The organism is Gottfriedia luciferensis, from assembly GCF_002156865.1.
Classification (GTDB): Bacteria; Bacillota; Bacilli; order Bacillales; family Bacillaceae_G; genus Gottfriedia; species Gottfriedia luciferensis.
Genome location: NZ_NCTA01000006.1, coordinates 67,299 through 81,547, shown reverse-complemented (window position 1 = coordinate 81,547; position 14,249 = coordinate 67,299). Strand labels below are relative to the sequence as shown.

The 14,249-nt window shown below is 32.6% G+C and carries 9 protein-coding genes and 2 pseudogenes; 1 reads left to right on the top strand and 10 read right to left on the bottom strand.

Features of this window, described 5'->3' with window-relative positions:
- Positions 1-123: 123 nt before the first annotated feature.
- From B7R67_RS07055 to B7R67_RS07025, 8 genes and pseudogenes are all read right to left on the bottom strand, one after another.
- A complete protein-coding gene (locus tag B7R67_RS07055) occupies positions 124-1,761 on the bottom strand; it encodes a hypothetical protein (protein ID WP_088068910.1) in 1,638 nt (545 codons plus the stop codon).
- A 3-nt stretch (positions 1,762-1,764) separates the two neighbouring features.
- On the bottom strand, positions 1,765-2,562 hold the full coding sequence (locus B7R67_RS07050) for an ABC transporter ATP-binding protein (RefSeq protein ID WP_407920382.1): 798 nt from the start codon (positions 2,560-2,562) through the stop codon (positions 1,765-1,767).
- Between the two features lie 538 nt (positions 2,563-3,100).
- Positions 3,101-5,212: a HelD family protein gene (locus B7R67_RS07045; RefSeq protein ID WP_088068908.1), complete on the bottom strand. Its 2,112-nt coding sequence runs from the start codon at positions 5,210-5,212 to the stop codon at positions 3,101-3,103.
- 224 nt (positions 5,213-5,436) lie between these two features.
- A pseudogene (locus B7R67_RS22840) lies at positions 5,437-6,000 on the bottom strand (adenine deaminase C-terminal domain-containing protein); the annotation flags it as partial.
- 98 nt (positions 6,001-6,098) lie between these two features.
- A pseudogene (locus tag B7R67_RS22835) lies at positions 6,099-7,197 on the bottom strand (amidohydrolase family protein); the annotation flags it as partial.
- Positions 7,198-7,249: 52 nt separating this feature from the next.
- On the bottom strand, positions 7,250-7,729 hold the full coding sequence (locus tag B7R67_RS07035; RefSeq protein ID WP_088068905.1) for a GNAT family N-acetyltransferase: 480 nt from the start codon (positions 7,727-7,729) through the stop codon (positions 7,250-7,252).
- A 208-nt stretch (positions 7,730-7,937) separates the two neighbouring features.
- Positions 7,938-9,158, bottom strand: a complete 1,221-nt coding sequence (locus B7R67_RS07030) for a sugar efflux transporter (RefSeq protein WP_088068903.1) — start codon at positions 9,156-9,158, stop codon at positions 7,938-7,940.
- Positions 9,159-9,257: 99 nt separating this feature from the next.
- Positions 9,258-10,160, bottom strand: coding sequence for a Cof-type HAD-IIB family hydrolase (locus tag B7R67_RS07025; protein WP_088068901.1), 903 nt, complete (start codon positions 10,158-10,160; stop codon positions 9,258-9,260).
- Positions 10,161-10,389: 229 nt separating this feature from the next.
- Between B7R67_RS07025 and B7R67_RS07020 the strand changes: the two genes are divergently transcribed.
- Complete coding sequence (locus B7R67_RS07020; RefSeq protein ID WP_088068899.1) at positions 10,390-11,283, top strand: AraC family transcriptional regulator; 894 nt, start codon at positions 10,390-10,392, stop codon at positions 11,281-11,283.
- Positions 11,284-11,394: 111 nt separating this feature from the next.
- Here the strand turns inward: B7R67_RS07020 and B7R67_RS07015 are convergent, their stop codons facing one another.
- Positions 11,395-12,543 carry a toxic anion resistance protein gene (locus B7R67_RS07015; RefSeq protein WP_088068897.1) on the bottom strand — a complete coding sequence of 383 codons (1,149 nt, stop codon included), beginning with the start codon at positions 12,541-12,543 and terminating at the stop codon, positions 11,395-11,397.
- A gap of 21 nt (positions 12,544-12,564) precedes the next feature.
- Positions 12,565-14,235, bottom strand: a complete 1,671-nt coding sequence (locus B7R67_RS07010) for a vWA domain-containing protein (RefSeq protein WP_088068895.1) — start codon at positions 14,233-14,235, stop codon at positions 12,565-12,567.
- Positions 14,236-14,249 lie beyond the last annotated feature (14 nt).

The window sequence follows — 14,249 nt, the reverse complement described above, 5'->3', positions numbered from 1 at the left end:
TATTATCCCAAAAATCAATGATTTTCTATCATATTGCTCGTGAGTTATAAAGTAATTAAAAAACCACCAGTAGCTGGTGGTTTTTAACGTGTTGAATGCTAAAAGGTGCTAAAAGGTTCTAAATCAAAAATTCCATATCGTCTTATAGGCCTTTTTCCAAGAAAAGAAAGTAATAATTAAAAGAAGTACTAAATAACCATACACTCCATATGGAATAAACGTTATTCCATAGTGAATTCCTGCCAATACTGCACCAATTATTAATGCAATAATGATTTTAACTCCTGAATTCTGCTGAGCATCCTCAAACGATTCAGAAAATGGAAGTGTACCTTTAAGATAATTTGAGCAAATAATTGTATATAAAATAGAGCTCACAAACGTTACGAATATGTCTGGTAAGATGTTAATGTCAAAAATGGCTATAAAAATTAAGCTTAAAATAAAAAAGACAGGTAAATATAAATTCGTAATAAATACTTTTAATGTTGCACTATATAATGGTGCCAGAGTTGAAACTGGTGCTGTTTTGTAGACCCAAGCTCCTTTATATTTCCCCGAATATCTTAACATTGCGATAGCATTAGGGATAATCAAGCAAGATGTATAGATCGTTAAATAACTTTTGCTATGAACAAGATGATCATATGAAGTTATTTGTAGTTGGTTAAATAAAAAGATGAATGGGAAAACAATTGAAAGCCCTAAAGATGGATACACCTTTAGCCTGAATTCCCTTTCGTTTCTCATCATATTATCTGCGAATCGAAAGAATAATTTCTCTTCATTATTCCGACAAATAACCCCTACTAACCAATTTTTTAGTTTACGATCTTTTTGTTTAACTGTACCTCCATGATTCGTTAACTTTTGAAGATTTTTCTCAAAAGATGGCATCATTCGGTTATAGATCAAAATTGCTAATACAGGTATTACTACAGCTAACACTGATAACCAGATGACGGTTTTATTTGTGTTACCATTTAGAACTAGTTCAAATGGGGCTCCAAACCAAATCGGAGGTATGAGGAAATGCCACCAACTTGGTGTAAAATGGATATTCAAATCAACGATACTAAAAGCTCTACTGACAACTTGATAGCCAATTGCAATTGTAATAGATAATCCTATTTGTACGTAATTGATAATATCCTTTAACTTTTCCCCGTCAAAAAATCGTAGGATGAAATAATAAATAATCGACGTTAAAACAACAATTAAAAAATTAACTAAAAATAGCTCAATAACTGCTATTATTAAAAATACAATTCCATTGTTAATCGTTCCAATAATAATTGGCAAACCAGTAATAGCCGAAGTGATTAAAAAAAGATAGATTGAGATATGAACAGTTTTTGCAGCATTAAGCGTCTTTTTTTCAATTGGCTTAGTGTGAAGAATTCCTTTGTCTTTAATATCTAGTAGAACATTTGAAAAATCTGATATCATCGAAGTCATTACTAGAAACATAACTACTCCAAATAATATACTCATTTGAAAGAAGTAGTTTTTCCCAAATAAAATTAAAGGAATGAGAAAAAGGCTAAGTAATGCATACATTCCCAAAGATTTTATGACACCGTTTTCTTCCTCATTATTCTTCTTGTTTTTTCGATTCTGATTAAAGATCGTTGGAGTTCTCCGACTATCCATTGTAAATTTTACGACTAATATTTTTCTCATCGTTGAATAGTCAACACCAAATAACTTAAAAAGTGATTTAAATAAATCTAATACTTTAAGCATTGGAAAATCCTTCACAGCTTACACTCCTTGAACAATTGATACAAATTCTTCAGCAAGTGACTGGTGTTCATTAAAACCAGTAAGTTGATTGAAAATTTGTTCCAATGATCCTTCTTTATTTTGTTCCTTTAATTCTTCGAAACTACCATCTGCGACGATTCTACCATCATTGATTAAAATAATTCGGTGACTGATTTTTTCAACAACATCCATTATATGAGAAGAATAAAAGATTGTTTTTCCATTCGCAGCAAGTACTGCTAATATTTCTTTAACGATCATGACACTATTCGCATCAAGCCCACTTAGTGGCTCATCTAAAAACAGTAAATCTGGGTTATGGATTAAACTTGAAATGATTAGAACTTTTTGGCGCATTCCTTTTGAAAAAGAAGCAATTCGTGAAAGATATACTTCTTCTAACCCAAAAACTTTCATTAGTTTTCGAGCTTTTTCATCGGCATCTGTGAAATCCATTCCGTATAACTCACCAACAAATGTTAAGTACTCTCTAGCAGTAAGATTATCATAAAGCTCAGCGATTTCCGGAACGTAGCCTATTCTTTTCTTATATTCGATATTCTTATCAGAGATTTCATCACCAAAAATCTCTACCTGACCAGAATACTCACCTTCAAGTCCTAGCAATATCTTAATAGTAGTGCTCTTACCTGCGCCGTTCGGTCCAATATAACCAATGATTTGACCGCGATTTACTACCAAATCAATTCCTTTTAAAACGATTTTTGGTCCATAAACCTTTTTTAAGTCTTTTAAACACAAAACAACTTCTTGATTTGATTCGATGACCTTCACCTTCTTTAATTTTATATTACAATATTAATAGACTAATATTGATGTTGAAAAGAGCTGTTATTACCATATTTTGGAATATTTTATGACAATTTTCGATTTTTTTTGTAGTTTAAATGAATATTTACCTTTCAGTTGGAAGATTATCAAACACAAAAAAAGAATTGATTAATAAGATCAATTCTTTTTTCACGCTGTTGAAAAATAATCTTGTCAAATAATGACCAAATTTTTGTAAAGGAAGTTGAGTGATGTTCATTTCCACTACAGGATTCTCGCTTTCCATGGGGCGAAACCTGAGCCTCCTCGGCAAGCCTGCGGGGTCTCAGCCTTTCCGCATCTCCCATAGGAGTCGAGTATCCTTTCGTTCCAATCAACTTATTCTTCAATAAAAGTATTCATAAAAAACTCTTTAAAAATCCTTTACTTAGAACAAAAAATAATCAGTTTTGAATGACAAAATCAGATAATAAGCATCGTCTTTTTAAGATTTGATTTCATTTCATTTTTTCTACAAATTAGTATTTATTAGTTTAAACTCTTAAATTGATTCAATGTTATGAATAAGTGGAGACTTGGTGCCAGTATAAAGCACAAGCAGATTGTGTAGTGCACGCGTACACCCAACATACAACAGTTTTGCATCTTGTTTTGTTTCTTTATAATGCATGTCATCAACATCGACTAATAATACTGCATCGAATTCAAGACCTTTCGAAAGATAAACTGGAACAACGGATATTCCACCTTCGTATTTACGCTGTTTAGCATGAATAAAAGTTGCAGAGAGACCAGCTTCAGATAATGCGTTATATAACATTTCACATTCGTCTTCGGTGCGACCAATAATTGCAATTGTATCCATCTTCTTTTTCTGTAACTGTTCAACTGAATGGATAATCGTTTGGATTCGGTTAGTCTGTTTCACTTCTATTAGTTTAACTGTTTCACCACTACGAAAAACTGGATTTGCTAAACTGACTGGAATATTTGCTTTTTCAATCACTTTATTAGCAAATTGAATAATTTCCATTGTCGAACGGTAGCTTCTATTTAATTCGTAATATGTGACTTCTTTTTCCTCAAAAACGTCTAAAAATTCGTCCCAAGTCGTTATACCCTGGTATTCGTGAATAGCTTGCGATAAATCACCTAGAATCGTAAACGAATTGCCAATCGTCATTTGCTTTAATAACGCAATTTGAAATGGAGAAAAATCTTGTGCTTCGTCTACAATTACATGATGAAACTTTTGTTTTGATTCAATACCGTAAAGTCGGTTATGGATATAGACTAACGGTGCTAAATCCTCTTGATCCATCTCTTTCTTTTTACAATTCAAAGAAGTAGTTTTTATAATTTCGGCTGGTATCATTTCTTCATTCATTTCGAAATTTTTTGCGACGAAAAGTGTTTTATAGAATGAAAGTGCAGAATGTTTTGGCCATTGTTTCATATAGGAAGTTAAATAGTGTGTTGCTTTTTTCTTACGCTCTTTTTTTATGTTCGTTTCTTCTATATTCTTTAACTCACCATCAATCCATTTCTTTATTCTTGCGACAATACGTTCCCTTCGTTTAGCAAGCGGGTAATGCTTATATTCAAAACTAAACCAATGATGAAGCGTTTCTTTTTTAATCATTAAATTGTCCCAAGGTTTAAAATCACTGTTAGGAACAGCTGAAGTTTCATAAAGATCCATACATTTATCAATATAGGACATAAAATGAGATGAGCCTTTCCATTTTCCAGGACTTGAATCATTTAGTTCGATGCGATCAGCGCCAATAGTAAACCATTTTAAAAGATTCACGGTTGAATCCTTAAGTTTTACTTCATAATCTAGAATCTCTAACGCCCAGTCAGTAAATGTAGTTTGTTGAATACCACCTACTCCTAACTCCGGAAGCACGTTTGAAATATAGTCAAGAAACATATTGTTTGGAGCAAAAATTATCATTTTATCTGCTCTTAATGTTTCACGGTATTGATAAATTAGAAATGCAAGTCGATGAAGGGCCACAGTAGTTTTCCCACTACCTGCTACTCCCTGTATAATTAATGGTGTGTTTTTAGATGAACGAATAATATCATTTTGTTCAGATTGAATAGTAGAAACGATATCCTTTAAGCGATTATCTTTGTTCTCGCTTAATCGGTAAAGAAGAAAATCATCAGTCACTGATTCATTTTGATCGCCTCTTACATATGTATCTACTACGCGTTGGAGAATTTTTTTGCGGATGACAATGTTTCTCTTTAGATGAATTAACCCTTCGATTATACCTTCAGGAGATTCGTAATATGTATGATCGTCTCCTCCGGTAAATGAGTAAAACATACTAGCAATTGGAGCACGCCAGTCAATTACCATAGGATCTTCTGTTGCTTGATCAGATAATCCTATTTTTCCAATGTAAATTGGTACCGATTCTTTATCATCTTCTTGAAAATCCATCCGACCAAAATACGGTTCATTTTTAGCGATACGGAGATTTCTTCGATTTGTTTCTCGTATACCTTCAAGTACTTGTTCAGTTACATCACTCCCAGAGTAAACAGGAATACTTTCAAGTTTAGTTAACTGCCGTTCCATTTCTTCTAAAATTGTATCCAGATATTTCAGTTCTTCTTCATATGCTAGTGTCGTCATGTTCCTAACCTCCTTATATGTAAATAGCCGAATTTTCAGACGGAAATATATTTTATCAAGAAGTTAAAGGTAAAGTAAAGAGATAATTTAAAGGAAATAAGTATTTTAGATGGATAAATTATGAATTATCATTCTAGATAATCCTATTATGTATTTTTAATGAAATACAAAAAATTAAAAGGCATGAGTCCGTTATTAGCTTGGATTCATGCCTATATAGCTAGCTAAATATTTTGAGGAATTTCTCTTTTTGTTGTAGGAATCAAAACTTTTCTACTTTTTACATCCAATAAACCACTCGGGGTCAATAGAATAAATGGTAAATGAGTTGCGGATAAGAATAATAGAGTGAATGCAGGATCGTTGTATTTATATCCTTTTTCCTTAAGCAAATTGATCATTTTTTTCTCATCCTTCATTAAATCGACCATATCTAAATTAGACATGCTGCCTTTTAATGGTAATGCAATTTCGTGAAGAATTTTGCTTTCTTCAACTAGGACGATCCCACCACCGATTTCTTTCATTCGCTCAAATGCTAGTAACATATCTTTTTTTCTTTTCCCTAAAATTAAAATGTCTCCAGTACCTGAATAAGAACTAGCAAATCCACCTATTTGTTGTGCGAATCCTTTTAATAGTGTATTTATTCTCCAAGATCCGTCTCTACTAATCATCATAAGGAAGCATTCATCATGTTCGTCTGACAAAACATCACTTTCAATATCAATTTCACTTTTGTACGGTTTAGTAATTACATTATTTACTAGATTTATGCCATCTGAGTTCTCAAGTTTCAAATCATTAGGGTATAAGCCCCACTTTATGTTTAGTTTGGAAAAATGATATTTTTCCCATTCGATCGAAATGAAATCATTTACAACTTTTCCGTCTTTCTTAATCCATTGACCTTTCGCTAAAACACTTATTGGTGTAGGACTTTCTTTACTTTCTAAAAAATTAATATTCGCAATTCTCCCTGTAGCAATTGAACCCTGTAAATGTTCCATATTATAATAGGTTGCTATATTATAGCTTGCCATTTTATAGGCCTCGATTAACGGAATACCTTGTCGGATTGCGATTTTTATTAATTCATCTGTCATTCCATTTTCATAAAAGTAAGGATGTGACCCGTCTGTCGTAAAGAAAAAGCGATCAAATTTTTGGATACCTAATTCAATTATTTCTTTTAAAAGAATTTCTAAATCAGGTCGAATAGATGAATTTCTTAAAGATACAGTATACCCTTGCATTAGACGCGTAACTGCTTCTTGCCCTGTCATGGCTTCATGATCACAATCTGCTCCTAATAACATAAGTTTAGCTAACGTTCGTTCAGATGCACCTGGAAAATGACCTTCCAGTTTTTTATTTAGCCTTTTTGTTTCTTGTATCCAGGATAGCATTTGATTATCCCCATTTAGTAACTTTGGCCATGCTGTTAGTTCTCCACCTTGTAAAACAAATTCATTTTCAAGCCAAGCTATAATATTTTCACTATTAAAAAGGTCGTTATTATTAGTAAATTCGGTTTGTCCATCAAAACGACACCACCAATACATGGTTGATGGAATATTTTTAAAATCATTTAATAACTCAAATGCAACATCATTAGGAAGTTCAAAAAATAATTTTAAATTATCATTTATTAATGTTGTTGTACCGAATTGTCCTGCATGTTTTGCTAATGTGAGTGGATTATATAACTGATAAGGATGGGCATGCGGTTCGATATACCCGGGTACTAAAAATTGTCCGGCACAATCAAATACTTCAATTTCATTTAAGTTATCGGGTAAATTTTCTCCAACATATACAATTCGATCTTCATAAATCCATATATTTGCATTTACCCATTGGTCTAAATAAGTATTTAAATAGGTTGAATTTTTTAAGATAATATGAGGCTTTAACACATCATTAAGAACATTTACCTGATTTCTAATCTGCTCATTACTCCATCTAAACTTAGTATTTTTCATCTTTTCACCCCTATGATCCAAAAGACAATCTTAGATATTAGTTTGTATTCCTTTATTTAAAGCGTGTGGAACTAATCTTTAAGTTATAATCAGTAATCTCAAATCCAAGTTGTTGGTAAAGATTCAATGCACCTTGATTATGACCAAAAACATGTAACCATACGTCTTCTACACCTAAGTTATGAATTTCTTTTATACATAAACTCATTGCTTCCTTACCAAACCCTTGTCCTCTATGCTCCGGATAAATAAGAATTTCAAATAGAAATGCATTGTGTGGCTCTTGTTTTGTATTAATCGAGTACCACAAATAACCAATCGTTTGTTCATTCAAAACGATATTTTTCAAAAAGTTATGTTCAGTATTTTCTCTTTCAGGTAATAAAGATTGAAATGCAGCCTTCGATTGTTCTAAAGCTGTTTGTTCTTTCCAACTTCCATTCTTCACTTTATCATTCGCAAAATTTACAGTTGCAATTTCTAGAAATCTTTGAAAATCTTCTTTATTCATTAAAGTTAAATTAAGAGACATGTATACTTTTCCTTTTCATAGTCTAATTTTTAGATAACTGTTCCATAGTGTTTATTCAATTTTATAAGTCATTAATCCTTCTCAATCAAATTAAAATTGGCAACTAAGTCGAGTTTTCTAAAACGCTACTATTTATGCTTTCTCATTGTAAAATAAAAACGAGCCACCAATTTGGTAACTCGTTTCCATCCTAGAATTCTATTTTTTCTTATATCGAATGACTATGACTTGCCGATATTTCCATTTCAATTGTATGCCTTGTTCTCCATAAAATAAAGAGAGAGACTAGCACAATTACTAAACAAAGCCAATTTACATTTCGAAAACCTGCATATTGGGCAAAAACCCCTCCACCAAGATTTCCTAGTAATCTTCCGATCGTTGATCCATTCGAATAGATTGATGCTGAATAACCTGGTGAATTAGGAAGGAGATCATTAAAATAACTTAATCCATTAGCCATAACAATTGCAATAAACGTTGCCTGTAGTAGTTGTGCAAGGATGATTTGCCAAGTCTGAGTTGAAATACTTAAAATAAAGTAATAAAAAATCGCAACAAAACATCCATAAATCATCAATGTATGATTTGAAATCTTTTTAGCAAGCGCTCCTAACAATAGCATGATTGGAATTTCCAACCCAGCACAGATACTGACTACTAAGCCGACATCGGTATGTGTACCATGAAGATTATTTACAATAAATAACGGTGTATTGATCCAGTTAATCGAACTGACTGCAAACAGTAAAATGAAAGCGATAAATGGCTGGATTAAATGTTTCCGGTTCATTAAATTACTTTCTTTACGATTATGTTTCTTACTATTATTTTGATTTGGTTTTTTTCTTTGTAGGAACACGTAAACAATTACTGTAATAAGCACATAAATTAAAGTTGTTCCCCAAAATAATCCATCATATCCGATTGCTTGCAAAATTAACGTCCCACCTAATGGGCCAATTAAAAATCCAAGTGATAAGAGTGATCGTAAAGTAGACATTGCAAATGTCTTATCAATCGATTTACTATCATTTGCTGATTCCTGCGCATACGCAAAAATTTGTGGCATTGAAGCAGCGCCGATTCCATTAAAAAGAGTGACGAAAATTAATAATAAGTAAAAGTTATGAAATAACAAAAACGAAGCGTATCCTAAAGCTGATGAAAGCATCGAAATGATGATAATCCACTTTCTGTCAAGCCCTCTATCAGATCGTTCAGCAATGAAAGAATTAACCACAACTCCACTCAATGAGCTGACTGCCATAAAAACCCCAAAAGCACCCGCACTCATCCCTATTATTTCAGTACAATACAGAGATAAATACGGCGTTGTAATTGAAAGTCCAATACCAACAAATAACATACAAATGACGAATAAACTATAACCTTTAATCGAAAACAGATTCTTTATCCGTCTAAACAACTTTTACCCCCCTAACAAATCTAAGTCCTTATTAAAAGGATCTATTTTAAGATAACTTCTCTATTATACTCGAAACCTAGTTATTTCTATTCAAAACATTTATTTTTTAAATTTTGGATTAAACGAATCCCCATATAATACGGTAGATTCTCTTAAAATATATTTTTCAATCGCATAAGCAACTCCATTTTCATCGTTGCTTAAAGTAACGACATCACTGTGTCTTTTTACTTCTTCTTCAGAATTCCCCATGGAAATTGATAAACCAGCTACATTGAACATTGGAATATCATTTTTTTCATCACCAATCGCAACTGTATTTTCTAATGGAATATTAAAATGACTTGCCATTACTTTTAAACCATATCCTTTATTCCCATTAATATGTGTTACTTCAAGGTTAAATGGGGAAGAACCAGTCACAAAGGTCTCATCAATTAAATTCAATCTTAACTGTAGACGTTTCTTCTGTTCTGGATCAAGACACAAAATTAGAAATTTTTGGACCGTAAATTCTTTGTCCTGAATAATTTCGTCAACATGGTCAAAAAATGAATGACCATATAAATGAGGCGATGTTGTAAACATCTTGTAGTGCCTATTTTCAAAATATTCTTCTGGTATTCTACCAGATGATATAACTCTTTCAAATCGTTCATTCCAGTCTCTTGGTGCAAAAATACCTTTATTAGTCGAAATATTATACGGTACAGATTCTTTTTCGATTTCTAAAGCCAATTTTTGAACTTGAGGACATCCTAGTGAATTTAATTCTAATAATTTACCATCTACAAATATTGCCGTACCGTTATGTCCGCCAATCGGACAATTTAATCCGTACTTATTCAATTCTGCATTGATTGAACTTGGTGCTCGCCCTGATAGAATCATGACAATATGACCCTGTTGTTGAGCTTTTTTGATGACTCGAATAGTTTCATTACTAATTTCTTTTTTCGTATCTAATGTCGTACCATCTAAATCAAGTGCGATAAGTTTCATAAGCTTTCTCTCCCTAATTCGATTTTTAGGAATCGTAGTATGTAGTAAGCATCTTGTCTAATGATAAAGTTATTGTTTTAAAACGATCTTTCATATACTTAATTATGCATTAAAATTAGCTACATACGTTATCTTATTTATCCCAAATGATTGCCTAATCTTATCACATAGAATAGTTTAATAGACAAAATTGAATGATGAAAACGGAATAAAAGGAGGACACTGTTAAATGACTGACCAAATTTATACTTTTCAAGATGAACTCGCCAGACTCATTGAAAGTTTTACAAATCAAGATGGTGTTCATGAAACTGAAATTCCCTCATTATTTTTAATCCGTGAGTCACATGTTACTGAACCAATTTACCGGGTTTACAAGCCTTGTATATGCATCATCGTACAGGGTGAAAAAGAGTTAATGCTTGCAAATGAACGATTTAAGTATGGTCCATCAAATTACTTGGTTGCATCCGTCGACTTACCCGTTTCAGGACAAATAATTACTGCTTCTCCTAACGCACCATATCTGTCTTTAAAGTTAGAATTTACCCCTAAACAAATTGTAGAAATTTTAAGTGAAGTTCAGATTGATATTCCGAAAGATGAACCGAAACGTGGTATTTTTGTAGGCCAGTTAGAGGAATCAATCGTAGACGCAATAATTAGGTTAGCACGATTATTGAAAAGTCCTAAAGATATACCGATTCTTGCTCCTATTTTCATAAAGGAAATCCTCTACAGAGTTTTGATCGGTCAGCATGGAGGAGTATTACAGCAAATTGCCATTGAGGGTAGTTCTACAAATCGAATAAGTGATGTTGTGGAACAAATCCGCAATAATTTTGATAAAACTTTACGAATTGAGAAACTTGCTGAAATCGCTAATATGAGTATTTCATCCCTACATAGGCATTTTAAAGCAGTTACCGCTATGAGTCCAATTCAATTTCAAAAACATTTAAGATTACAAGCAGCTCGACTACTATTATTATCTGAATCGACAGATGCTGCTGAAATCGCATTTCGTGTAGGTTATGAAAGTCCATCTCAATTCAGTCGAGAATATGCACGCATGTTTGGATTTCCTCCAAAAGAAGATATCAAACGTCTTAGTGTAAATTAATCTATAATAGCAATCAAGCAATCAATTCTAAAAGCAAAAAAACTAAGATAATTGTAATCTCAGTTTTTTTGCTTTTTATATTATTAATTACTTAATGCTTAATTTTAAGTCCTATAATCCAATCCGATTCCCTTTTTCGAGTTGCTCAATTTGCTTAGAACCGACATCAGCTAATTCCTGGAATTGCAAAATGGTTTGGCGCATCTTTGGCAATGCTTCTTGTTTAAACGTACTTATCGACTCAAAAGCTGAAATAACATTTGCAAAAGATGTTTTAAGCGTATCAACAGAAATTGCTGATCCCATTGCTTGTTTTTGGATTGCTACACCTTGTTCTTTTAATAATCTAGAAGTCCCTTCGATAATCATATTCGTTGTTTGATTGAGCGCAGTTATCTTTTGTAAAACGATTTTTTGATTATATAAAGCACTCGCAACAGTTACTGCGGTATTTAAAGCAGTAATCGTTACTGTTTTTGCTCGTTCAACTCCACGAATTAGTTCCCGATTATTTCTGATAACGACCTCATAGGTCATATCGCCTTGTTGATTTACAACTAACATTTGCTGCAAATCCATTACCCTCTGACGTAAAGGATAGAGTACTTCTTCAGTAATAAACTTAATCTTTTCCTGATCTTCTCCCTCAATTTTAGCTTTCTCAATCTGGCCCTCAATTGTTTCATCCATTAGCAATCCAAGCTGTATTTCTTTTTCTAACGTTTTTGAAAGTAACCGAAGTGAGAGTTGTTCATGTTCTAAAGTCGTATTATCGTTTTCTAGTATCTTTTTTCCTTTATCAAGTGATTTTACGATATCAGCTATTGCAATATCTGCCTTCTCATATTTTTGAAAATAGGACCTTAATGGATTAAATAACTTACCAAGAAATCCTTTTTTAGCAAAATCTACTACACTCGGATCTAAATCTTTTATTTGAATTTGTAAGTCAGCTAACCCTTTTGCGACTTGCCCTCCTTCATCACCACTTTTGGAAAGCTGACCGATTGATACTTTTAATAGTGAATTTTTACTGGCAGAAGATTTCATTGTTTGTAAACCAAATGATTCAATCGATTGCAGAATTTCTTTTCGTTTATCATATGTTTCTTTAGAAACAGTATCAATTTGCATGATCATCGCCACATTTGCTTCAGCTGTTTCTTTTAATTTTACCAATTCTTCTGGAATGGGCTTTACCTGTTCTTCAATTACTGCCTTAATTCCTTCTTCATTAACAACCTGCATAGAAAATGACATCTTAAAAATCCTCCTACATTTTTAAAGTTGAACATTAAAGAGATTTCGAATTTTATAGATTACATCATCTGAGTCTGCATTTATATTTGCTGCTTCATTAATACTCGATATACTTTCAAGTGCCTTAATATTAGCGTTATAACCAATTGTATAGATTGGCACCTTATATGCTTTTATGATCCCTTTAACGGTTTTCAACGAATGACCATGATTTGTCTCACCGTCAGTTAATACAAAAATCATTGGTCGAACATTTGGATTCTTTTTCATTTCATCTTTCAGCATATTGATTGCAACAAGAATACCGTCGTTCGTTGCAGTATCTCCACCTGAATCTAAGCTTGTAACTGCTCCTACAAACTTTGATTGTTGATTTGCGTCATATTTTGCTATTGGTAGATTGATTGTTACATCTGCGGAATAAGAGATTAGCCCGATACTATTGTCTCTGCCCAAATATTTTTGTCCTTTTAATAAGGATTCTTTTAACTCATTTAGTGGTTTTCCGTCCATACTTCCAGAAACGTCTGCTACAAACACAGCAGCAATTGGATTTGATGTATTTTTCTTGCCTTTCCATAGCTTTTGAGCAGCGGTTAGTGTATTTCCTTCAATCGAATTAAGCTCAGACTTATATTGATCTAGTCCGTTAAAACCATCATTTTTTGCAATTGATTGAAGTGAATTTTGATTTGCAAATTCAGCAAATTTTTTTAAAATATCCATTTTCTCTTTCGATAATTCCCCTAAAGCATATAGTGGACTATCATGACGTACACCAAAAGGAATGAACTTGTAACCATTTTTAAAATCAGAATTATTATAAGTCTGGTATTCTAATACAAATGCATCCAGTACACCCGATTTTGCTGCATCACTCATTTGAAGTGTTGTTGAAGCAATAAACGGTACATTTGCTTGGAAACTTTGAAATCCTTTTACAGCAGTATCACTAAGTAAGTTCTTTGAATCGAAAGAATTTAATGCAGTGACTAAAAAGTTTAATCCTGTTGAACTAGTGAACGGATCTGTATATCCCATTGAAAGCTCGTTTTTCGTCATCGCTTCAACAATAGTCTTTGTATCAACTTTACCGTAAGACTTATTTAATGCATCGTATTTAGCTTTTGAAATTACAATCCCTGGTACGTTTCCAACTAATCGCTTCGATACTATTTCAGTTTTCAGCCCATCTGCAGCAATCATTTGACCCCAAAGTTCGTTTGAAGGTGTAAATGCGTCAGGTACATATTTTCCTGATTTAATAAAATCCGTCGCAGTTCCTGATGCAATATTACGGATTTTTACTGATACTTGCTTGCCGTTTACATTTAACTTTTCATTATTAAATTCATTTGCTACAGTATTTAACCAGCCATTTTTCCCATCACTGGACTTTTCTGTTGAAGAAAATATTTCTACAAAGCTATCACTCGTGTTTTTAACTGATATTGGAAATTTAGAAATATCAGGTAGTTCGCTTGCCACATCAGGTGTAGTTAAGTCGATTTGCCCTTTTATTGGCTTTGCCTTTGTAATACTGATGTCAGAAATCATTTTAGCTAATTTCTCATTTTTATTTTTGTCAGTTATTTTTACAACTTTTTTTGCTGAAGTAAAATAAACGCCAAGATAAACAAGAAGAAAAACAATTACAACGATCGAAATAGAAGCAATAAGAAACTTTTTCATTCATTTCATCCTTT

Excerpts from the sequence above, each read along its gene's own strand:
- B7R67_RS07020 (WP_088068899.1), top strand. The coding sequence starts at position 10,390 with ATGACTGACCAAATTTATACTTTTCAAGATGAACTCGCCAGACTCATT.
- B7R67_RS07015 (WP_088068897.1), bottom strand. The coding sequence starts at position 12,543 with ATGTCATTTTCTATGCAGGTTGTTAATGAAGAAGGAATTAAGGCAGTA.
- B7R67_RS07045 (WP_088068908.1), bottom strand. The coding sequence starts at position 5,212 with ATGACGACACTAGCATATGAAGAAGAACTGAAATATCTGGATACAATT.
- B7R67_RS07035 (WP_088068905.1), bottom strand. The coding sequence starts at position 7,729 with ATGTCTCTTAATTTAACTTTAATGAATAAAGAAGATTTTCAAAGATTT.
- B7R67_RS07025 (WP_088068901.1), bottom strand. The coding sequence starts at position 10,160 with ATGAAACTTATCGCACTTGATTTAGATGGTACGACATTAGATACGAAA.
- B7R67_RS07010 (WP_088068895.1), bottom strand. The coding sequence starts at position 14,235 with ATGAAAAAGTTTCTTATTGCTTCTATTTCGATCGTTGTAATTGTTTTT.